Below are 21,463 nucleotides of genomic sequence, written 5' to 3'. Positions count from 1 at the left end.
AGCAGGATTGAGCGTTTGGCCAATCTGATCCAAGAATAGCGGCCATGACAAAAGGCCATTCATCACTTCAGGTGAGCAAGATTCATCCATTGGATGCCCCCGATCCGCGGGTGATCCCGCCGCTGCCGGCGCTGCTCGCCTTCGAGCGCGCGGCCACTCAACTCAGCTTCCGGCGTGCCGCGCGAGACCTGTCGCTGAGCCCGTCGGCGATCAGCCACCAGATCCGCGGGCTGGAAGAGCAGTTCGGCACCAAACTGTTCGTCCGCGGCGCGCGCCAGGTGCGGTTGACCGACGACGGCGAGCGCTACCTTGCAAAAGTGTCGGCCGCGCTGGCGACGCTGCAGGAGGCGAGCCGTGACATGCTGCGGCGACGCGGCGAGGCCAGCGGCGAGCTCTGGATCAGCTCATTGCCGTTCTTCACCAGTGCCGTGCTGCTGCCGGCGCTGCCGGAGTTCAAGCGGCGCCATCCGCAACTGACGCTGCGGATCGAGGCCACCCACCAATATGCCGACTTCAACGGATCGCGCGTCGATGTCGCGATCCGCTACGGGCGGGAACATGCCACCGGGCTGAAGGTCGAGCCGCTGGTACAGGTCAAAGGATTGCCAGTCTGCACGCCGGCGCTGGTCAAGGCTGGTCTTCGGACCCCTGCGGACCTGTCGCGCGAGGTGCTGATCCATGTCACGACGCAGCCGCGGGCGTGGCCGGCCTGGCTGAGGGAGGCCGGGCTGCCGAATCTCGCTCCGCGCGGACATCTGTGGCTCGACAGCGTGCCGGCGATGCTGGAGGCCGCCGAACACGGGCTCGGCGTCGCGATTGCGATCGCGCCGCTGATCAAGGCGCGGCCGGGCTTCGGCAAGCGGCTGGTGGCGCCGTTTGCGTTCGAGGCGGCGCACAGTGAGACGATTTACCTGGTCTCCCGCACCGAGCAGGCGCGGGACCGCCGCATCGCGGCGGTGCGGCGCTGGATCACGGACGCCGTCGCGCGGGCGAGCTAGGCCGTGGCGGGCGCCGGCTCGGCCAGGATGCACCGTGCCAAACGGCCGGGAGCGACCTGCACGACCGGCGGCAAGCGCTCGCTGCAGCGCGGCTCGGCGAACTTGCAACGCGGTGCAAAGGAGCAACTGGCCGGCGCATGATCGAGCGAGGGCGGGGTGCCCGGAATGGTTTCCAGCCGCTGGCCGCGCATCGCGCCGTGAATGGTCGAGGCCAGCAGGCCCTTGGCATAGGGATGCACCGGTGAGCGCACGATATCGCGCAAGGCGCCCTGCTCCACGATCTGGCCGGCATACATCACCGCAACGCGGTCGCAGATCTCGATCGCGACACCGATGTCGTGAGTGACGAAGATCACCGACATGCCGAACTCGCGCTGCAATTCGCGCAGCAGCAGCAGGATCTGGATCTGCACGGTGGCATCGAGCGCCGTGGTCGGCTCGTCGGCGAGCAGGATCTTCGGCTTGCAAGCCAGCGCCAGCGCGATCATCGCACGCTGGCGCATCCCGCCCGACATTTCGTGCGGATAGGAGTCCAGCCGCCGCTTCGCGGAGGGGATCCGCACCACCTCGAGCATTTCGAGCGCGCGGGCCGTGGCCTCGCGCTCGCTCTTACCCTCGTGGCGCATCACCGTCTCCGCGATCTGGCGGCCGATGGTGTAGACCGGATCGAGCGCCAGCGCCGGCTCCTGGAAGATCATCGAGACGGTCTGGCCGCGAAATCCGGACAGCGCCTCATCGTCCATCGCCAGCACCTCTTGTCCCAGCACCTTGACGCTGCCGGAGATCTGCGTGCGTTTCTTCGGCAACAGCCGCATCAACGCGCGCAGCGTCACGCTCTTGCCCGAGCCGGACTCGCCGAGCAGCCCCAACACCTCGCCCTCGCCGAGCTGCAGGCTGAGATCGTTCACGGCATGGACCGTGCGATCGCCGGTGAAGCGGATATTGAGGTTGTTGATCTCGACGAGGTTGGTCATGCGAGCTTGGGCACCCTGGCGTGGAAATCAGTGGCGCGCTGGAACGCGGCGCCGATCCGGAGCAGAACCGCTTCCTCGAAGGAGCGACCAATCAGTTGCATGCCGACCGGCAGACCCGTCTTGGTGAAGCCGGAGGGAATCGAGAGCGACGGCAGGCCGAGATAGTTGACCGGGCGGGTGAACCGCGTCAGCCGCTGCAGCACCGCGTCGGCGCCCGGACCATTGCCGACATCGCTCTCCGCGATCGTCGGCGCCGGCACCGGCGACGACGGCGCGATCACCGCATCGACCCCGTTGACCGCCGCGTTGTGCGCGGCGAGCGCGGGTCCGCGCCAGCGCATCGCCTCGAGATAGGTGACCGCCGGAATGGTCAGGCCGTTCTGCAGCCGCATCAGGACCTGCGCACCGTAATCCTGCGGCCGCTCGATCATCCAGCGCTTGTGGAAGGCGGCAGCCTCGACCGCGAGCACCAGTTGCGATGCCGAAGAGAGCTGGCGCTGATCGGGCAGCTCGACCTTGACGATCTCGGCGCCCTCTTTCTTCAAGGTGGCGATAGTCTCGTCGAGGATACGCGCCACCTCAGGGTCGAGGTCGTCGACATAGAACGCCGTCGGGACGCCGATCTTCAGACCCTCCAGCGACTGCTTGGTCGCGGCCATATAGTCCGGCACCGGCTGTGTCGACGCTGTCAGGTCCTCCGGGTCCGCCCCGGCCATCAGGCCGAGCAGCAGCGCGCAGTCCTCCGCGGTCTGCGCCAGCGGACCGACGGTATCGAGCGACTGCGACAGCGGCATCGCACCGGCGCGGCTGACGCGGCCGACCGTCGTCTTCAGGCCGGTGACGCCACAGAAATGCGCCGGCATGCGCACCGAGCCGCCGGTGTCGGAGCCGAGCGCCGCGAAGGTGAGCCGCGCGGCGACCGCCGAGCCCGAGCCCGACGACGAGCCGCCGGTGATGTGCTCGGTGTTCCAGGGATTGCGCACCGCGCCGTAATGCACGTTGTGGCCGGTCGGCCCATAGGCGAACTCGACCATTTGCAACGAGCCGAGGCGGACCTGTCCGGCATCCTTCAGCCGCTGCAGGGCGGTCGCGGTCGTCTTCGGCGCGAAGTCGCGGCGAATCAGCGAGCCGCAGGTCACGACCTTGCCGGCATCATAATACATGTCCTTGTGCGCCAGCGGCACGCCGTGCAGCGCACCGCGACTATTGCCCCTGGCAAGCGCGGTATCGGCCTCGGTGGCGGCGGCCAGCGCCTGCTCGGATTCGACCGCCATATAGGCGTTGAGGCGCGGCTGCCATTCCGCAACGCGATGCAGCACGGCGCGCGTCACCTCATGCGAGGAAACTTTCTTGTCGGCAATCGCCTTGGCGACCGCGGTCAGCGTCATCAGGGCCGGATCAGAGCTCATTTAGACACCTTCTCGATCTTCTGCGCGATCTGCGCCAGCAGGAAGCTCGCGGGTTCGAGATCGAAGGGCAGCGTACCGGAGATCGGTGCAAAGCCGTCGAATGCCGGCCCGATCGAATTGGCGATCCGGGTGGCGACTTCGTCGTCGGCGGGCACGTCGGCGACGTGCGCGATCACCTTGACATCCTTGGGTGTGGGTCTAGTCATGCCGCGTTTTCTCCTTTTGCTTTTGCCGGCGCGCGGCTGTGCCCCGAGCCAGGAATGGCCATGTAGCACGCCGCTTGATGGCCCATTGTATCGAGATCGCTGAGTTTTGGCGTGTCGTTTGCGCAGAGCGGCTCCGCAAACGGACAACGGGTGTGAAACCGGCAGCCCGATGGCGGATCGATCGGATTGGGCGGATCGCCCGAGATCGGCGGCACCTCGGTGCGCTTGTCGGGATCGGATGACGGCATCGCCGCCAGCAGCGCGCGGGTATAGGGATGCGCCGGCGCATCCCAGACCGCATCGACCGGGCCGAGTTCGACGACCTCGCCGAGATACATCACCAGCACGCGGTCGGAGATGTAGCGGACGACGTTGAGGTCGTGGCTGATGAACAGGTAGGTCAGGCCGAATTCCCGCTTCAGGTCGGCGAGCAGATTGAGCACCTGCGCCTCGACCGATTTGTCGAGTGCGGACACCGCTTCATCGAGGATCACGAGCCGCGGCGACAGCGCGAGCGCACGCGCGATATTGACGCGCTGACGCTGGCCGCCGGACACCTCGTGCGGATAGCGGTTGGCGAAAATCTCCGGCCGCAAGCCGACCTTACCGAGCAATTCGCGCGCCAGCGTCCGCGCCGTGTCGTCGGCCATGCCGTGGACCTTTGGCCCGAAGGCGATCGATTCCTCGATGGTGAGGCGCGGATTGAGCGAGGCGTAGCTGTCCTGGAACACCATCTGCACGCCGCGCCGCAAATCGCGCAGCGAGAGCGACGGGCCGACCTGCCTTCCGTCATAGATGATATCGCCGGCATCGCGTGCCATCAGGTGCATCAACAGCCGCGCGGTGGTCGATTTGCCGCAGCCGGATTCGCCGACAATGCCGACGGTCTCGCCCTTCATGACCGCGAAGGTGACGTCGTCGACGGCGCGCACGGTCTTGCGCGGACTGAACAGGCCGCCGCGCACCGGGAAGTGCTTGGTCAGTCCCTTGACCTGCAGCAGCGGCTGCGCGGCGCCGCCGATGTCGGCGACCGGCTCCAGCATATCGACGGAGAGATTGGCGTCGCTCATGCTCTAATTCCTGATGTCCATGGCGCTGCGCATGCCGTCGCTCAGCAGATTGAAGCAGATCGAGACCGCGAAGATCATCGCGCCCGGCAGCGCCGCGACCCACGGATTGACGTAGATCGCGGTGCGCAGCGTATTCAGCATCAAGCCCCACTCCGGCTCCGGCGGCTTGGTGCCGAGCCCGAGGAACGACAGACCGGCGGCGAGGATCATCGACACCGAGATCAGGCCAGTGGCGTAGACGAAGATCGGGCCGAGCACATTGCCGAGCATGTGGACGCGCATGATGGTGAAGGGCCCGGCGCCGGACGCGCGCGCCGCCTCGACGAAATCCATGTTGCGCACGCCGGTGGTGACGCTTTCGGCGACGCGCGTGATCTGCGGCACGAACACGATGGTCAGCGACACGATCGAATTGGTGATGCCGGCGCCGAGCGCTCCCGAGATCGCGATCGCCAGCAGCACCGACGGGAAGGCGTAGAACACGTCGACCGTGCGCATGATCGCGGTGTTGAGCTTGCCGCCGACATAGCCGGCGACGAGGCCGAGCGAGGTGCCGATCACGAAGGCGAAGATCACCGGCAGAATGCCGATGACCAGCGACAGCCGTCCGCCATAGATCAGCCGCGCCAGCATGTCGCGGCCGAGCTCGTCGGTGCCGAGCGGATAGCCCGGCGCGCCGATATGGCGGAGACGGCGGATCATCGAGCCCTGATAGGGATCGGCAAGATGCAGCCATGGTGCCAGCAGCGCCGAGGCAAAGATCAGCACCAGGATGATGGCGCAAGCCATGCTGACCTTGTCGCGCCTGATGCGGCGGCCAACCGTCGCCCAATAGCCACGCGCCTTGGTCGCGGGGACGGCCTGCAATGCGGTATCCAACATCGCACTCATGGCTAGCTCCGCTTGATGCGCGGATCGATCGCGGCCTGCGCGATGTCGACCAGGAGGTTGAGCAGCACGAAGAACAGCGCCAGCACCAGGATCGTGCCCTGCAGCAGCGGCAGATCGCGCTGGAAGATCGCCGAGTTCAACAGCAGGCCCGAACCCGGCCAGGAGAACACGGTCTCGATCAGGATCGAGCCGCCCAGCATGTAGCCGAGCTGCAGGCCCATCACCGCGAGCGCGGTCGGCGCCGCATTCTTGATGACGTGGCGAAACACCTCGGTCTCGCGCAGGCCTTTTGCGCGCAGCGCCTCGACGAAATCCTGGCTCAGGATGTCGCCGGTCAGCGCGCGCACCGTGCGGGTGACGATGCCCATCGGGATCACCGAGGTGGTGATCGCCGGCAGCACCAGATAACGCAGATGCTCCCAGTCCCACGCCCAGGCGCCGGAGCCGCCCGGCCCGGCGCCGACCGCGGGCAGCCAGTTGAGCTGCACCGAGAAGATGATGACCAGCACCATGCCGAGCCAGTAATGCGGCAGCGACACGCCGGCTATCGCAACCGAGGTCGCGACCTTGTCGACCCAGGTGTCGCGGAAATAGCCGGCGATCAGGCCGAACAGCAGGCCGAGCGTAAAGCCGATCATCGCGGCCGCGATCGCCAGCATCACGGTGTTGCCGACGGCGCGCATCACCTCGGTCAGGACGGGCCGCCCGGTCGCGATCGAATTGCCGAGATCGCCATGGATCGCGCGCCACAGCCACAGGCCGAATTGCACCGGCAATGGGCGATCGAAGCCGTAGGCCGTGCGCAATTGCGCGGCGAGCTCCTGCGAGGCATCGGCGGGCAGCACCGCGACCAAGGGGTCGCCGGGCGTGATGTGCACCAAGAGGAAGCACACCAGCGCCACGCTGAGCACGATCGGAATGACGTAGACGATCCGTCTGGACGTATAGGCGAACACGTTGCGTTCTTTCTTCCTTCTCACTTTGTGGGAGAAGGTGGCGCGCCGAGCGCGCCGGATGAGGGGTTTCTATCCGCGGATACAGTCATTTCCGATCGAGAAAGGAGCGTCCGCGGAGACAACCCCTCACCCGGCTTCGCTTTGCGAAGCCACCCTCTCCCACAAGGGGAGAGGGTGTACCTATTGCGCGGCTAGCGCCTCACGGCGCGACCGTGACCGGCGAGAAGTCGACGAACCAGCTCTTCGGCTGCACAAATCCCTTGATCTTCGGGCTCATCGCGCGCGGTGCGACGTCGTGGGCGACATAGAGGAAGGCCGCGTCGTCGACCGAGGCCGCATGCAGCTCGGCCAGCGCGGCGTCGCGCGCCGCCGGCTCGAAGGTCTGGCGGGCCTTCTTGACCAGCTCGTCGAACTTCGGGTTGTTGTTGAAGCCCCAATTGTTCGATACCGGCGGCGCCATGCCCGACTGCAGGAAGCGCACCAGCGCGAAGAACGGATCCATCGCCGCATAAGTGACGTTGATGGCGTTCGAGCCGTTGGCGGTCGGATCCTTGGTGCCGCGCCGCCAATTGGTGAACAGCGTGTTCCACTCGATGACGTCGAGCTGCACATCGAAGTAGCATTCGGCCAACGCCTGTTGCAGATACTCGTTCATCGGCAGCGGCAGCATCTGGCCCGAGCCCGATGCCGAGGTCTGGATCTTGACCGTCAGCTTCTTGTTCGGACCGAAGCCCGCCTCCTGCATCAGCTTCTGCGCGGCCGGCTTGTCGTACTTGATCTGGAAGGTCGGGTTGCCGCGCCAGGGATGGCCGGGCTCGAACGTGCCGGTCGCCGGCACCATCAGGCCGGCAAGCAGGCCGTCACGCAGCCCTTCGCGATCGATGCAGAGATTGGCCGCCTTGCGGACGCGGATGTCATTCCACGGCGAGCCCTCGACGCGCGAGAACTGCCACGGCCAGACATGTGGCTCCTCGTTGGAATAGAGGTTGAAACCACGCTGCTTGATCTCGGGCAGCGCGTCCGGGGCCGGCGCCTCGATCCAGTTGACCTGTCCCGACAGCAGCGCCGCCGTCCGGGCATTGGCCTCCGGCATCGGCAACAGCACCATCTTGTCAGCCTTCGGCACCCGTGCCTTGTCCCAGTAATTCTCGTTCTTCACCAACTCGAGCCGCTCGCGCGGGGTGAAGCTCGACATCTTCCAGGGGCCGGTGCCCGACGCGTCCTTGGCGAACGCGGCCCACGCGGCCTGCGACTTCGCCTTGGCGTCGGCGCCTTCGGCCTTGTCGTAGAATTTCTGCCACTTGGCCGGGCTCGCCATGAACAAATTGGTGAGGTTGATCGGCAGGAAGCTGTCCGGCTCCTTGGTGGTCAGCTCCACCGTCATGTCGTCGATCTTGCGCGCCGAGACCAGCGTCGGCATGCGCGAGGCGGTGACGCCGACCTGGCTCGCATCGTATTGCGGCGCGTCCTGCTTCAAGACCTTGTCGACGTTCCAGACCACGGCGTCGGCATTGAACGGCGAGCCGTCATGAAAGGTGACGCCGGAGCGCAGCTTGAAAATCCACTTGGTCTTGTCGGCATCGTCGACCTTCCACTCTGTCGCAAGGCCGGGGATCATCGCGCTCGCCTTGTCCGACGACGACAGGTCCCACATCGTCAGCGCGTCATACATCGTAAGCCCAGTGAAGCGATTGCCCTCAAAGCCCTGGTCGGGCTGACCGAGCGTGCGCGGAATATCGGCAGCGGTCATGCCAATGCGCAGCACAGTCTCGGCGCTGGCGATCGCCGGCACGCCTGTGGCTATCGCAAGCGCCAGCATGATCGCCGTCGCATTGGTTTTCCTGTTACGCATCTGAGCAGCCCCTTCGAGTCTGGTGACGTTTTGGTGATTATTTCTTGGGCAAGCGTATGCAATGCCTGTGCCAAGGGGAATAGTTCATCAGCAAATAACCGCCGGGCGCGTCATTTCTTCCCACCTCGGGCCTGAACGGAGCGAAGATGCCTATTCTGGCATCATGCTTGCAGGATTTGGCTCCAACGTCTTTCCAACGGAGCCTTCATATGCGTGCGCGCAATTCGATCCTGATGGCGGCAATGGCGCTTGCCTTGACCGCGGGCTGGCCGGCCATGTCGGCGCAAGCCGAGTCCATTGTGCGCTACGGCATTTCGATGGCCGACATTCCGCTGACCACCGGCCAGCCCGATCGCGGCGCGGGCGCCTATCAGTTCACCGCCTACACGATCTACGATCCGCTGGTTGCCTGGGAGATGGATGTTGCCGACCGGCCGGGCAAGCTGGTGCCCGGGCTTGCGACCGAATGGAAGGTCGACGACAACGACAAGACCAAATGGCGCTTCACGCTGCGCAAGGGCGTCAAATTCCACGACGGCAGCGACTTCAATGCCGACGCGGTGATCTGGAATCTCGACAAGGTGCTGAACGACAAGGCACCGCAATTCGACAAGCGGCAGAGCGCGCAGGTCAAGACCCGCCTGCCTTCGGTTGCGAGCTACGCCAAGGTCGACGATTTCACCATCGAGATCACCACCAAGACGGTCGACTCCTTCTTCCCCTATCAGATGCTCTGGTTCCTGGTCTCCAGCCCCGCGCAATATGAAAAGCTCGGCAAGGACTGGGACAAGTTCGCCAGTCAGCCCTCCGGCACCGGTCCGTTCAAGTTGACCAAGCTGGTGCCGCGCGAGCTCGCCGAACTGACGAAGAACCCGGACTATTGGGACAAGAAGCGGCTTGCGAAGGTCGACAAGATGATCCTGATTCCGATGCCGGAGGCGCTGACCCGGACCAACGCGCTGCTGGCCGGCCAGGTCGACCTGATCGAAACGCCGGCGCCCGACGCCGTGCCGCAGCTCAAGGCCGCCGGCATGCGGATCGTCGACAACGTGACGCCGCATGTCTGGAACTATCACTTGAGCGTGCTGCCGGGCTCCCCATGGACCGACATCCGCCTGCGCAAGGCGCTCAACCTCGCGATCGACCGCGACGCGGTGGTTGGACTGATGAACGGCCTCGCCAAGCCCGCCAAGGGCCAGGTCGATCCGTCGAGCCCGTGGTTCGGCAAGCCGACGTTCGAACTGAAATACGACCTCGCGGCCGCGAAGAAGCTGGTGGAGGAAGCCGGCTATTCGAAGGATAAGCCGCTGAAGACGACGTTCATCATTGCCCAGGGCGGCACCGGGCAGATGCTGTCGCTGCCGATGAACGAGTTCCTGCAGCAGAGCTTCAAGGAGATCGGCATCGACATCGACTTCAAGGTGGTCGAGCTCGAGACATTATATACGCACTGGCGCAAGGGCGCGGCGGACGAGATGAATGCCGGCATCACCGCCAACAACATCGCCTATGTCACGTCGGATCCGCTCTACGCCATCGTGCGGTTCTTCCACTCCGGCCAGGTGGCGCCGGTCGGCGTCAACTGGGGCGGCTACAAGAACCCGAAGGTCGATGCGCTGATCGACGAGGCCAAGCAGACCTTCGATTCCGCCAAACAGGATGCGCTGCTGGCGCAGGCGCACGCGCTGATCGTCGACGATGCCGCGCTGGTGTGGGTGGTGCACGACACCAATCCGCACGCGCTGTCGCCGAAGGTGAAGACCTTCGTGCAGGCGCAGCACTGGTTCCAGGATCTGACCCAAATCGGGCTGGAATAGACATTCCATCGTCGTCCCGGCCTGGTGCGCAATTGCGCACCCATACGCCGCGGCCGCCGCAATGGGCACGCGGCGAGACGATCTTCCGTCAACGACCATTCGTGGTTGGGTCCCGGCCTTCGCCGGGACGACAGCGGGCTTGCGTCGGCTATTTCGTCGTCAACGCGAATGCGCCGTTCCAGTCGTCGGGCGGCGGCTCCTTCTGGAAGGCGTGGATGCGCGCCTCGTAGAGGCGGTAGAGATGTTGCAGCGTCTGCGCCTCGTCGGTCTTGCGGCCGCGTTCGATCGCGCCGAGCGCGCCGTCCCAATCGCGGCCGCGGTAGCAGGCGAGCATCTCGATGGTCAGGTTGCGCAGCCGCTGGAAACGGCCGGAGCTCGCGACATCCTCGCGGCCGGCAATCGCATAGATCACCTCGGGCTCCTTCTTGCCCTTGACCATGATGAAATCGAGCTCGAGGATCGCAAACTTCTCCTTCACCGCAAGCGCAGTCTTCGATCCCACGATGATCGGGAAGCCGTACTCTTTGGACTGTCCCTCAAGTCGCGAGGCCAGATTGACGCTGTCGCCGAACACCGAATAGTCGAAGCGCACATCGGAGCCCATATTGCCGACCACGCAGGAGCCGGTGTTGAGACCGACACCGATGTTGAGCGGCACATAGACGTGGCCGCCGTCCTTCGCCTCCTGCTCGCGCTCACGGTTGAGGTCGTCGACGCGCTCCAGCATGTCGAGCGCCGCATCGCAGGCGTTGAGCTGGTGCTGCTTGTCATCGAGCGGCGCGTTCCAGAACGCCATGATGGCGTCGCCCATATATTTGTCGATGGTTCCCTTGCGGGCGAGAATCGCGTTGGAAAGCGGAGTAAGGAAGCGGTTCATCAGCGCCGTAAGGCCCTGCGGATTGCTCTTGTAGGTTTCCGAGATCGAGGTGAAGCCGCGCATGTCCGAGAACATGATGGTCATCTCGCGTTCCTCGCCGCCGAGCACCAGCCGCTCCGGCGACTGTGCCAGCTGCTCGACCAGCGCGGGCGACATGTACTGCACGAATTGCGACCTGATCTGTCGACGCTGCTGCTGCTCGCGCACGAAGGCGGAGAAGATCAGCGTGAGATAGATCGCCGTGGTCGACATCAGCGGATAGGTGAAGTCGATCAGCAGCCGGTGCTGGGAATAGAAATACCAGGAGGTGCCGATCAGCACCGAGGCAAACATTCCGCCGACGGCGACCAACGTGATCGGACCGAACTTCGGCGCGAAGGCGATGACAAGGAGCCCCATGATCAGCGCGGCGAAGAACTCGATGCCGATGCCGTAGTTCGGCTGCGAAACGACATCGCCGGTCAGCGCGCTCTCCAGCACCTGGGCGTGAACCTCGACACCAGGCATCGCCGGCGTCACCGGCGTCGTCTTGATGTCGTTCAGCCCGGTTGCTGAGGTGCCGATCACGATCAGCTTGCCGGCAATTCGGTCCGGTGAGACGCGCCCGTCCAGCACATCGACCGCCGAGACATAGATCGAGGGATCGCGGCGGGCGTAGTGGATCCAGAGTTGGCCGTGGAGATCGGTCGGGATCGCAAAGCCCTTGAGACCCAGGCTCTTGATACCGGCCTTGTCGGCCTTGATCAGGATCGTGCCGGAGCCGCTCGCCACCCGCAGCATCTCGAAGCTCAGCGACGGCATGGTGATGCCCTGCGCCACCATGATCATCGGCACGCGCCTGACGATGCCGTCGCGCTCCGGCCTGATCGTGAACAGGCCGCGCCCGGCAGCCGCCTCCTCGAGCACCGGCACGTTGCGCAGCAACCCCGGGAACATGTACATGAAAGGCTGCGGCTCCTCACCGAGCATCGCAAGTCCGGTGACCGGAAGCTTTTCGTTGAGGTCGGCGCGCACGTTGGGCCCGCCGGATTCGCCGAGCACCACGCGCGAGTTCTTGATGGCCTCGGCCATGATGCTGTCGTTGCTCGGCAGCTGCCGCAGCCTCGCGCGCATCTCCTCATCGAGGCTGCTGAACGTATCGGCGGCGATATCGGGGTTGAGACGATCCGGCTCGGAGAACACCGCGTCGAACGCGATCACCACGGCGCCGAGCCGGGTGAGATTGGTGACGATGTCGGCGAGCCGGGTCCGCGGCCACGGCCACTGTCCGAGCCGGGGATCGGCGAGGCTCTTTTCGTCGATGTCGACAATGGTGACCGGCCGCGCGGTCTTCTGGCGCGGTTGCAGCGCCTGGAATGTGTCAAACGTCCTGACGCGAAGCTCCTGGACCGGAGCCGGATCCACGATCCGCAGCGCAGCAATGCCGATCAACAGCGCCACGCAGACCAGCCGCGCATAGCCGAAGCGCCGTGCGAACCACCTGCGTATCGCCTTCAGCCGTTTCATGCCATCTGGATATCACGCGCGCAGAATTGTTCCAATCGAGCAAGCATGCGCAGTGCACAATCAGCCGGGCCAGCCCCCCGGCGGCGCGGCCGCGCGCCCGTCACGCAAAATGAATAATGAAGTCGTTCTGGGACAGGCTCGCCTTCGCGACATTGTGCAATGTGATCGTGTCTGCGCTGTCGATCGTGATCAGCGTATCCGCCGAATTGGTCGGCGATATCGCAACATGCTGATCGAACCAGGTGCTGAAGGTGCTTATCGAGACGACCGTGGACAGATCGATCTGGTCCTCGCCTGGCGTGAAGTTCAGGATCGTGTCGTGGTTGAAGTTCGGCGCAAACACGAACTTGTCCTGGTAACCCGACCCGAAAAACACGTCCTTGTCGCTGGTCCCGGTCAGAATCACGGGCTCGGGCCGATCCTGTTGGACGTTGAAGATCAGGTTGACCGTATCGGTTGCGCCATGGCCATCGGTCACGGAAAGCGCGATCGTGTCGGTCGCCGGAGCCGTCTGGCCGGGGTTGTAAACGAGACCCGACGATCCAAGCGCGGTGTTGATGCCGGAGAGAAGCCCCTCCTGCGACGAAGGCGCAACGCTGCTGCCCGCACCGGGCGTCGTCGCCGCGGCCATGTTGAAGGTCTCGTCGGCCGTCGCATCGGCGTCCGTCACGGTCAGGCCGGAGATCGTCTCGGTCCCGTTGGGATGTTCGGTGATACTGACGTTGTCGGTGTGGATCACGGGCGCGTCGTTGGCGCCGATCACGTCGATCGTCAGCTTCGCGGTCCCGACGGCGCCATGCGCGTCGATCGTCTCCACATCGAACGTGTCGGCATAGGTGCCCCTGCCCAACGCGTTGATCGCGGCAGCATCGGGAACATAGCTGTAGGTGCCGTCCGGGTTGACGGTCAGCGAGCCGTAGAGGCCCGCGATCTGCGTGACCGCAGTGTGGTCCGAATTGAGCGCGGCATAAGTCAGCGTCGCGGTTTCGCCATGGTCGACGTCGTTGCCATGGAGCGTGCCGGTCAGCGTGCCGAACGTGTCGTTATCGGCGGTATCGGTGAGCGTGCCGGCATTGACGTCGGCGAGTGTCGGCGCGTCGTTGGCGCCGTTGATCGTGATCGTCACGGGCTCGTTGACGACGCCGCCATGGTGGTCGTCGATCTGGATCGTGTAGGTCAGCGTCAGCGTCTCGCCGAGGGCGAGATAGTCGAAATTCTGGTCCGCGGCCGAGAACGTCCAGGTCGACGATCCGGTTGAACCGCCGGTCGCGTCCGTCAACGTCCCCAGCGACAGCCAGTTCAGGATCGTGGCCTCGTCGGGCAGGCCCGTGGTCGCCCCGGATTCGGCGACGCCGGTGATGGTCATGGTGTGGGTGTCGCTGAGATCCACATCGGTGAAGGTCACGGTGCCGGATGCGCTGTCCAGCGTCGATGAACCGGTCGTATCGGGTTGTTCGGGGATGATGGCCGCCTGAGGCGCCGACGTGACGATCGGCGCGTCATTGCTGCCGGTAATCGTGATCGTCACCGGTTGGCTGATCACGCCGCCATGATGGTCATTGACCTCGACCGTATAGGTCAGCGTCAGTGTCTCACCGTCGGCAAGATAATCGAAATTGCGGTCGGCGGCCGAGAAGGTCCAGGCCTGGGATCCGGCGACCCCGCCGGTCGAATCGGTCAGCGTCCCCAGCGAGAGCCAGTTCAGAATCGTGGACTCGTCCTCAGGCAGGCCTGTGGTCGTTCCGGATTCCGCGACGCCGGTGATGGACACGATGTGGGTGTCGCCGAGATCGACGTCGGCAAATGTCACCGCGCCCTGGGCCACGTCGAGCTTGATCGATCCGGTCTCGCCGATCATCTCGGGGACCGTGGCGGTCGGCGGCTCCGACGTGAACGTCGGCACGTCGTTGGTGCCCGTGATGGTGATGGTGACGGGCTGGGTGACGACACCGCCGTGGTGGTCGTCGACCTGGATCAGGTAAGTCAGCGTCAACGTCTCGCCGACAGCGAGATAGTCGAAATTCCTGTCGGCGGCCGAGAAAGTCCAGGCGCGCGATCCGGTTACGCCGCCGGTCGAATCCGTCAGCGTGCCGAGCGACATCCAGCCCAGTATCGTCGCCTGATCGGGAAGCCCCGTGGTCACGCCCGTTTCGGTGACGCCGGCAACGGTGACGCTGTGGGTGTCGCTGAGATCGACATCGACGAAGGTCACGGTACCGGATGCGGTATCCGGCACGACCGAGCCGGTCGTCTCCTCGGCTTCAGTGATGGCGGCCGCCTGGGTCGGCGAGGTGATCACCGGCCTGTCGTCGGTGCCGACGATCGTGATGGTGACCGGCAGCGTGACGACGCCGCCCTGATGGTCGTCGATCTCGACCGTGTAGGTCAGCGTCAGCGTCTCGCCGGTGGCGAGATAGTCGAAGCTCCTGTCGGCGGCCGAGAACGTCCAGGAGCGCAATCCCGTCACGCCATCGGTCGAATCCGTCAGCGCGCCCAACGACAGCCAGCTCAGCACGGTGGCATGGCTGGCAAGTCCGGTGGTGACGCCGGCCTCGGTGACGCCGGTGATGGTGACCGTATGCGTGTCGGTCAGATCCGCATCGGTAAATGTCAGCGTGCCGTGCGCCGTATCAGGCTGGGCGGAATTCGTCGTTGCTGGGAGTTCGGTGATCGAACCGGCCTGCGCCGAGGACGTCACCACCGGGGAGTCGTTGGTGCCGGTGATCGTGATCGTGAAGGTCTTGAACGTGGTCTCGTTGTTCGGTGCGAAATTGTTATCGACGCGCGCGACATAGGCCAGCGTCAGCGTTTCTCCGGCAGCCAGGAAGTCGAACGCGCTGTCGGCAAGGTTGTAGGTCCAGGTCGCCGAACCGGCATTCTTGTTGTTCGGATCGGGCTCGAGCAGCAACGGGATCTCGACGGTCTTGATGGCCGCAAGCTGCGCTGCCGTCAGCGATGAGGTCACGTCGCTGCCGTCGGCGTCCCGGTAGCTGAACGCGGAATAGTCGACCTTCGCACTCGGTATGTCACCGACATTGAGGTCCAGCCATTTGATCTGGCCCGTCGCGGTGTCGAACAGCCCGCTTTGGGTCAGCCCCGGCCGCTCGGTAAACGCCGCGTCCTGGGTCACGACCTGCGGCGGCCCCGGGATGTGCTCGATCCTGCTGTTGGGAACGCCGCCGGCCTGAGGGCCGGTCGTGTTGACGAAGGTCAGCAGAATGATGATCGGCGCGCCACTGTCGCTGCTGGTGAGCTTGAAGCTGCTCGAGACCGGGACGACGCTGTCCGTGAAGTTGGTGGTGAGCTTGGTGTTGGGATTGTTGTTGTCCGTGAACTTCAGCGCAAAGACGTCGGAGATCAGCTTCTGCGCATCGGTCGACAGTTGCGCCGACGAGACGAAGCTGACGCTGCCCTGGCCGTTGACAATGGTCTGGGTGCCGGCCTGATCGACGGTCGCGATCGGATTGAGCGTCGTCTTGTCGAACAGGATGTAGGAGCCGGTGCTGCCATCGGGCTCGACCAGCACCTGGAATTTGGCCGGCGGCACGCCGCCGGTGCCCTGCACGTCGAAATCGATCTCGACCAGCACCGCGGTGCCGCGGATGCCCATGGTCGCGACCGGCGTATCGACCTTCATGTCGCCGTGCTTGGCGGTCGCGCCGGCCACGAAGGAGATCGTGCCCGAGACCAGACTCATCAGCGACGTATTGCTCGACCCGTTCGGGTCGTAGATCATTTCGTTCAGCACCATCTTGGCGTTCGGGCCGAGACCGAACACGGTGCCGTCGATGAAGGTGATGCCGAGCGTCGAGTCGCCGCCGGATTGCACCACGTCACCCTTGTTGACGTTATCGCCCTGGTTCAGGACGATCGCGACGCCGTTGCGGATGGCCGTCGCGTTCCCGGTCAGCTTGGTGACATGGCCGATGACCTTGGCCGGCTCCGCCGCGCCGCCGGCCTGGGCATATTGAGTATAGCCGGTGAGTGCGCTGACGAGATCGCCGGTGAGATGCGCGCCGTCAGGCGACGCCAGCGGCGCGCGCTTCTCGCCCTTGAAATAGTCGTGCAGGACGAGTTCCCGATCGTCCTTCGCGATGACGAGGTCGAGCCCGGCCCGCTTGAGGTCGCCGGTGAACAGCAATTGCCCGTCGTCGACGATGATCGCGCCGGGCGGAGCATGCGTGGAAACGCTGTCGACGTGCACGTATCCACGGGCATAAGCGTCCGTGTTCGGCAACAGGCCGTCGAATTTCTCGACAAAGTTCACTGCGGATCACCGCACGAGAGTTAATATTGTTAGAATATCCGAATGATTATGCCTGCATATCATCGGATAAAGCTTGGCGAAACCACTCTGTGCTTGCGCAAGGTGGCCCTGTTGTGCGGTTTGACTGGATGTGACTTGGCTCACGCTGTGAAGAGCCGTGTAGTTCGGATTCGTTTGACGGTACCATAAGGTGGGATTCAAGCCAAGATACGTACTGAGCCACGTATTCGTGGTATTGATTGGCATTTCTGTACTTGCCTCTATTTCCCCTTAGCCCAGAGCGGGCATTTGACCCCAATTTCCCGGCCAAAGCTGTGACTTAGCTTACAAATCACAGCAGTCCCGTGCGCGGACCGGCCGGGTTAACCAGAGGGCAAGGATGAGTTGCAAAGCAGTGGAAAAAGGTTCGCCGCTTCCTTTCACAAACCGGTAAAGTTTTCGGGACCCCAAGCAGGCGCCCTTTAGCCTCTTCCCCTGATTCCCCACATCTTAAGTCGATTCGAAGGGATCGTTCGCCATGCTGCCCGGCATGAAACGATCCGATCGCGTGCGCGGTGCAATTTCCACCCGCCGAAGAGCGGACAGGGGGTGTCGGATGAGATTCTCGCTTCGCCCGCTTGCGCTGCGCGCCGCCATGCTGGGCTTCGGCCTGGCCCTGGCCGCGCCGGTTGCCGAGCTCAATGCCGCTTCGCTGCTTTCGCCCGGTCCGGCGACGCTGATCAGAAAATCGACCGAGCCGTTCGGCCTGACGACCAGCCTGCTTGCCGACGGCGGCCTGCACGACAAATGGCTCGGCGTGCAGCGCCAGCTCGCCGATGAATTGGAGCAACTGGCAGCCTGCGAGAGCGACCGCGCCGGCTGCGCGTCGCCGGCGGCGCTGCGATTCCTGGCGATCGTCGAAGCCGGACGGGCGCGTCAGGGTCGCGCCCGGCTCGGCGAGATCAACCGCGCGATCAACCTTGCGATCCGTCCGGGCAGCGATCTTGCGGCCTATGGCGAGCCCGACGTCTGGGCGACGCCGCTCGCCACCTTCGCCCGCGGCAGCGGCGACTGCGAGGACTATGCGATCGCGAAACTCGTGGCGCTGCGCAAGGCCGGCGTGGCGCCGGAAGATCTGCGGATCGTCGTCCTGCATGACCTCGTCGGCGGCGAAGACCATGCGGTGCTCGCCGCGCGGCTCGACGGCCGCTGGCTGACGCTCGACAACCGCCGCATGGCGATGATCGAGGACAGCGACATCAGGAGTTTTCGGCCGACCTTCGTGATCGACCAGCACGGCGTCAGCCGCTATGTCGATGCCCCGCTCGTCGCCGAGGCCGCTTGGCGGCCGGCGGCGCGTACGAACTAAGAGCCGGCCAGAAATACTTTCCGTGATTGCGAGCGAAGCGAAGCAATCCATCCCTCCGCGGAAAGATGGATTGCTTCGTCGCTCGCTCCTCGCAATGACGAGTGAATCCAGATGAGCGACTGCCCGTCAGAACATCAGATTATCCTTCACCAGCACCCAGCGGCCGCCCTTGACCTGCTGCACCTGGGTGATGGTGTTGGCGAGATGATCCGTCTTGGAGAACTTGGTCGGCGGCGAGCTGAAGATGTCGAGGAATTTGTCGCCTGACTCCAGCGAGTCCAGCATCTTCTGGCCGGAGAGATCCTTGCCCGCCTTCTGGGCGTAGAAGGCAAAGGTCATCACCGCGTTGTAGCCGATGATCGCCTGGGTATTGGCGTCGGTGTTGAACATCTTCTTGTAGTTCACCAGCCAGTCCTTCACCTTGCCCTTGGCCGTGTCCTCGTAGGGAATCTCGAAGCCCGAGGCCGCATAGAGCCCTTCGACGGCTTCCTTGCCGAGCGCCGGCACTTCGAGCACGTTGGTCGGGGTGGCGCCGAGGAAGGTCACGTCCCAGCCGAGCTTCTTGGCCTCGTTCATCGCGCCGATGGTCTCGCGGATCACGGTGCCGAGCACCACGAGGTCGCAGCCGTCGGCCTTCATCTTGGCGACCTGCGCTGAGAAGTCGGAGGCGCCGCGCTTGTAGCTCGTGACCGATGCCGGCTGCACCTTCATCGCGCCAAGCTGCTGGGTAAAGCCGTCGAGCACGTTTTTGCCGTACTCGTCATCCTGATGCATGATGCAGGGCTTCTTGAAGTTCTTCCACTCCATCATGTATTTGAGCGCGGCGCGCGTGCTCTCGACATAGGGCAGGAGGTTGTTGAACTTCAGCCGCTCCTGCGGCTTGGCGGGATCGAACTTGAAGGTGAATTCGGCGGCCGTCAGCGGGAACAGCTGCAACACGCCCGCATCGAACAGGATGTCCTGCGCGGCGAGCACGGTCGGCGAGCCCATCGGGCCGATCATCGCGAACACCTTGTCGCGCTCGACCATCTTCTGCGAGGCCAGCACCGCCTTCTTCGGATCGTAGCCGTTGTCCTCCAGGATCATCTTGATCTTGCGGCCGTTGATGCCGCCGCCGGCGTTGATCTCCTCAACCGCCATCTTCATGCCGTTGGACACCGGAACGCCCCAGACCTTGATCGGGCCGGACAAGTCCTGATGCGTTCCGATCACGATCTCGGTCGGCGAGATGCCTTCATTGGTGACCTTGGTCTGGGCTGCGGCCGGCAGACAGGTCAGCGCCAGCGCACTCACCGCAAGGCCCAGCGCCTTCAGCGATTTCGACATTGCAGTCTCCTCCTTACATGGCCCATGTTAAGCGAAGGGTCGGGCCTGCTCGCTCCTTCGCCAATTTCTTTCTCCTCGGCTATGCCACCGCGCGTTCGCCATACATGGCGGCGATCTCGGCCGCGTAGCGCTTGTTCACGAAGCTGCGCTTCAGCTTCATGGTCGGCGTCAGCTCCTCGTCCTCGGGCGTGAGCTGGCGCTCGATCAGATAGAATTTCTTGACGGTCTCGACGCGCGCGAACTTGACGTTGACCGCCTCGACCTCGCGCTGGATCAGATCCTGGATTTCGCGTGCGCGGCACAGGCTCGCGTAATTGGTGAAGGGGATGTCGTGGTCCTGGGCGTATTTCTCGACATTCTCCTGGTCGATCATGATCAGGCAGGTGAGATACGGCCGCTTGTCACCGATCACGACCGCATCCGAGACATAGGGTGAGAACTTGAGCTGGTTCTCGATCTCGGACGGCGTGATGTTCTTGCCGCCGGAGGTGATGATGATGTCCTTCATCCGGTCGGTGATCTTGACATAGCCTTCATTGTCGATCGTCCCCACGTCGCCGGTGTGCAGCCAGCCTTTGGCGTCGATCGTCTCGGCGGTCCTCTCCGGCTGGTTGAGATAGCCCACGAACAGGAAATCGCCCTTGATCAGGATCTCACCCTTCGGGCAGATCATCACCTCGCCCCAGGGCGCGGCCTTGCCGACCGAGCCGAGCTTGATGCGATCCGCCGGCATCATGGTCGCGACGCCGCAATTCTCGGTCTGGCCGTAGACCTCGCGCATGTCGATGCCGAGCGCGAGATACCAGCGGATCAGATCCGGCGAGATCGGCGCGGCGCCGGTCAGCGCAATCCGGCAGCGGTCGAGCCCGAGCATGCGGCGGATGTTGCGGAACACCAGCCAATAGGCCGCGCGGTTGGCGAGCCGCAGCGACAAAGGCGGCGTCTCGCCCTGCAGCCGACACTCGGTCATCCGGTTGCCGATCGCGAGCGCGCGGGCATACATCCAGTTCTGGAACGGGGTCGCATCCTTCAGCGCGATGGTGATGCCGGAATAGAACTTCTCCCAGATCCGGGGCACCGCGAGGAATGCGGTCGGCTGCACCTCGCGAAGATTGTCCGGTACCGTCTCCGGGCTCTCGGCGAAATTCATCACCGATCCCAGCGCGAGCGAGAGGTAGTAGCCGCCGACCCGCTCGGCGACGTGGCAGAGCGGCAGAAACACCAGCCGCTCCTCGCTGTCGGTCGAGGGGTAGAGATCGTTGGCGTGGCGCATCTGGTGCGTCACGCTGCGGTTGGAGTGCATCGCGCCCTTGGGCGGGCCCGTGGTGCCGGAGGTGTAAACCAGGATCGCGAGATCGGAGGCGGTGCGGCTGCCGGTCATCTCGTCCCACAGCGCCGGATTGCCCCAGGCATGATTGCGGCCGAGCGACGTGAATTCCGCGAGCGACAGCACCATCGGATCGGAGAAGCCGGAGAGGCCCTCCATGTCGAACACGACGATCCTCTCCAGCGTCGGACAGCGCGACCGGCAGGTCAGCACCTTGTCGAGCTGCTCCTCATCCTCGACGAAGATCACCCGCGTGCGGGAATCATTGATGAGGTATTCGACCTGCGCGGCCGAATCGGTCGGATAGATGCCGGACGAGACGCCGCCGGCGCACAGGATGCCCATGTCGGCGTAGACCCATTCCGGCACCGCGTTGGCGATGATCGAGCCAACGTCGCCGGGACGGAAGCCTGTGGCATGCAGGCCGTAGGAGATGTCCTTGGAGATCTGCAGCCATTCGCGCCAGCTGGTCGGTTGCCAGATGCCGAACTTCTTCTCGCGGATCGCGGGCCTGTCGCCACGCGTTTGAACCGCGAGCAGAAAGCTCCTCGCGATCGTGTCGGCAACCGTCAGCACCGCTGGTCCGGCCATGCGCGCTCCCTCCTCTGCCGCCCGTCTCACGCGCCGGCTTGTGTTGCC

14 protein-coding genes are annotated in these 21,463 nt (G+C 64.4%); 3 read left to right on the top strand and 11 right to left on the bottom strand.

The window, feature by feature from the left end:
* Positions 1-89 precede the first annotated feature (89 nt).
* A complete protein-coding gene (locus ACVMB1_RS36765; protein ID WP_076832596.1) occupies positions 90-998 on the top strand; it encodes a LysR substrate-binding domain-containing protein in 909 nt (302 codons plus the stop codon).
* On the opposite strand, the gene ACVMB1_RS36760 is transcribed toward ACVMB1_RS36765, so the two are convergent.
* The 7 genes from ACVMB1_RS36760 to ACVMB1_RS36730 all read right to left on the bottom strand — a co-directional run bounded on the left by ACVMB1_RS36760 (position 995) and on the right by ACVMB1_RS36730 (position 8,356).
* Positions 995-1,972, bottom strand: a complete 978-nt coding sequence (locus tag ACVMB1_RS36760; RefSeq protein ID WP_076832598.1) for an ABC transporter ATP-binding protein — start codon at positions 1,970-1,972, stop codon at positions 995-997. The genes ACVMB1_RS36765 and ACVMB1_RS36760 overlap by 4 nt on opposite strands.
* Positions 1,969-3,381, bottom strand: coding sequence for an Asp-tRNA(Asn)/Glu-tRNA(Gln) amidotransferase GatCAB subunit A (locus ACVMB1_RS36755; protein WP_076832601.1), 1,413 nt, complete (start codon positions 3,379-3,381; stop codon positions 1,969-1,971). The genes ACVMB1_RS36760 and ACVMB1_RS36755 overlap by 4 nt, the downstream gene beginning before the upstream one ends.
* Entirely contained in the window at positions 3,378-3,587 is a 210-nt protein-coding gene (locus ACVMB1_RS36750) for a hypothetical protein (protein ID WP_076832604.1), read from the bottom strand. Before ACVMB1_RS36750 ends, ACVMB1_RS36755 begins: the two co-directional genes overlap by 4 nt.
* Positions 3,584-4,657, bottom strand: coding sequence for an ABC transporter ATP-binding protein (locus tag ACVMB1_RS36745; RefSeq protein ID WP_076832607.1), 1,074 nt, complete (start codon positions 4,655-4,657; stop codon positions 3,584-3,586). Before ACVMB1_RS36745 ends, ACVMB1_RS36750 begins: the two co-directional genes overlap by 4 nt.
* 3 nt (positions 4,658-4,660) lie before the next feature.
* A complete protein-coding gene (locus tag ACVMB1_RS36740) occupies positions 4,661-5,548 on the bottom strand; it encodes an ABC transporter permease (protein WP_141340536.1) in 888 nt (295 codons plus the stop codon).
* 2 nt (positions 5,549-5,550) lie between these two features.
* Positions 5,551-6,504 carry an ABC transporter permease gene (locus ACVMB1_RS36735; protein WP_050382524.1) on the bottom strand — a complete coding sequence of 318 codons (954 nt, stop codon included), beginning with the start codon at positions 6,502-6,504 and terminating at the stop codon, positions 5,551-5,553.
* 199 nt (positions 6,505-6,703) lie between these two features.
* The gene (locus tag ACVMB1_RS36730) at positions 6,704-8,356 is read right to left on the bottom strand and encodes an ABC transporter substrate-binding protein (protein WP_057020087.1); all 1,653 of its coding nucleotides are present in this window, start codon (positions 8,354-8,356) and stop codon (positions 6,704-6,706) included.
* Between the two features lie 209 nt (positions 8,357-8,565).
* Here ACVMB1_RS36730 and ACVMB1_RS36725 point away from each other — a divergent pair, with 209 nt between their 5' ends.
* The gene (locus ACVMB1_RS36725) at positions 8,566-10,173 is read left to right on the top strand and encodes an ABC transporter substrate-binding protein (protein WP_057020088.1); all 1,608 of its coding nucleotides are present in this window, start codon (positions 8,566-8,568) and stop codon (positions 10,171-10,173) included.
* 148 nt (positions 10,174-10,321) lie between these two features.
* On the opposite strand, the gene ACVMB1_RS36720 is transcribed toward ACVMB1_RS36725, so the two are convergent.
* Both ACVMB1_RS36720 and ACVMB1_RS36715 read right to left on the bottom strand, forming a co-directional pair.
* Entirely contained in the window at positions 10,322-12,556 is a 2,235-nt protein-coding gene (locus ACVMB1_RS36720) for a CHASE2 domain-containing protein (protein WP_057020089.1), read from the bottom strand.
* A 100-nt stretch (positions 12,557-12,656) separates the two neighbouring features.
* Positions 12,657-16,823, bottom strand: a complete 4,167-nt coding sequence (locus ACVMB1_RS36715) for a VCBS domain-containing protein (protein ID WP_076832609.1) — start codon at positions 16,821-16,823, stop codon at positions 12,657-12,659.
* 595 nt (positions 16,824-17,418) lie between these two features.
* Here ACVMB1_RS36715 and ACVMB1_RS36710 point away from each other — a divergent pair.
* Complete coding sequence (locus ACVMB1_RS36710; protein ID WP_076832612.1) at positions 17,419-18,171, top strand: transglutaminase-like cysteine peptidase; 753 nt, start codon at positions 17,419-17,421, stop codon at positions 18,169-18,171.
* Between the two features lie 126 nt (positions 18,172-18,297).
* Here the strand turns inward: ACVMB1_RS36710 and ACVMB1_RS36705 are convergent, their stop codons facing one another.
* Both ACVMB1_RS36705 and ACVMB1_RS36700 read right to left on the bottom strand, forming a co-directional pair.
* Positions 18,298-19,497 (bottom strand): ABC transporter substrate-binding protein, encoded by a 1,200-nt coding sequence (locus ACVMB1_RS36705; protein WP_050382511.1) that lies wholly within the window; start codon positions 19,495-19,497, stop codon positions 18,298-18,300.
* 79 nt (positions 19,498-19,576) lie between these two features.
* Positions 19,577-21,415 carry an AMP-dependent synthetase/ligase gene (locus ACVMB1_RS36700; RefSeq protein ID WP_076832613.1) on the bottom strand — a complete coding sequence of 613 codons (1,839 nt, stop codon included), beginning with the start codon at positions 21,413-21,415 and terminating at the stop codon, positions 19,577-19,579.
* Positions 21,416-21,463 lie beyond the last annotated feature (48 nt).

This window comes from Bradyrhizobium sp. USDA 4504 (assembly GCF_054063995.1).
Note: the sequence above shows the minus strand (reverse complement) of the source record. Positions and strands in the feature narration are given on the sequence as shown.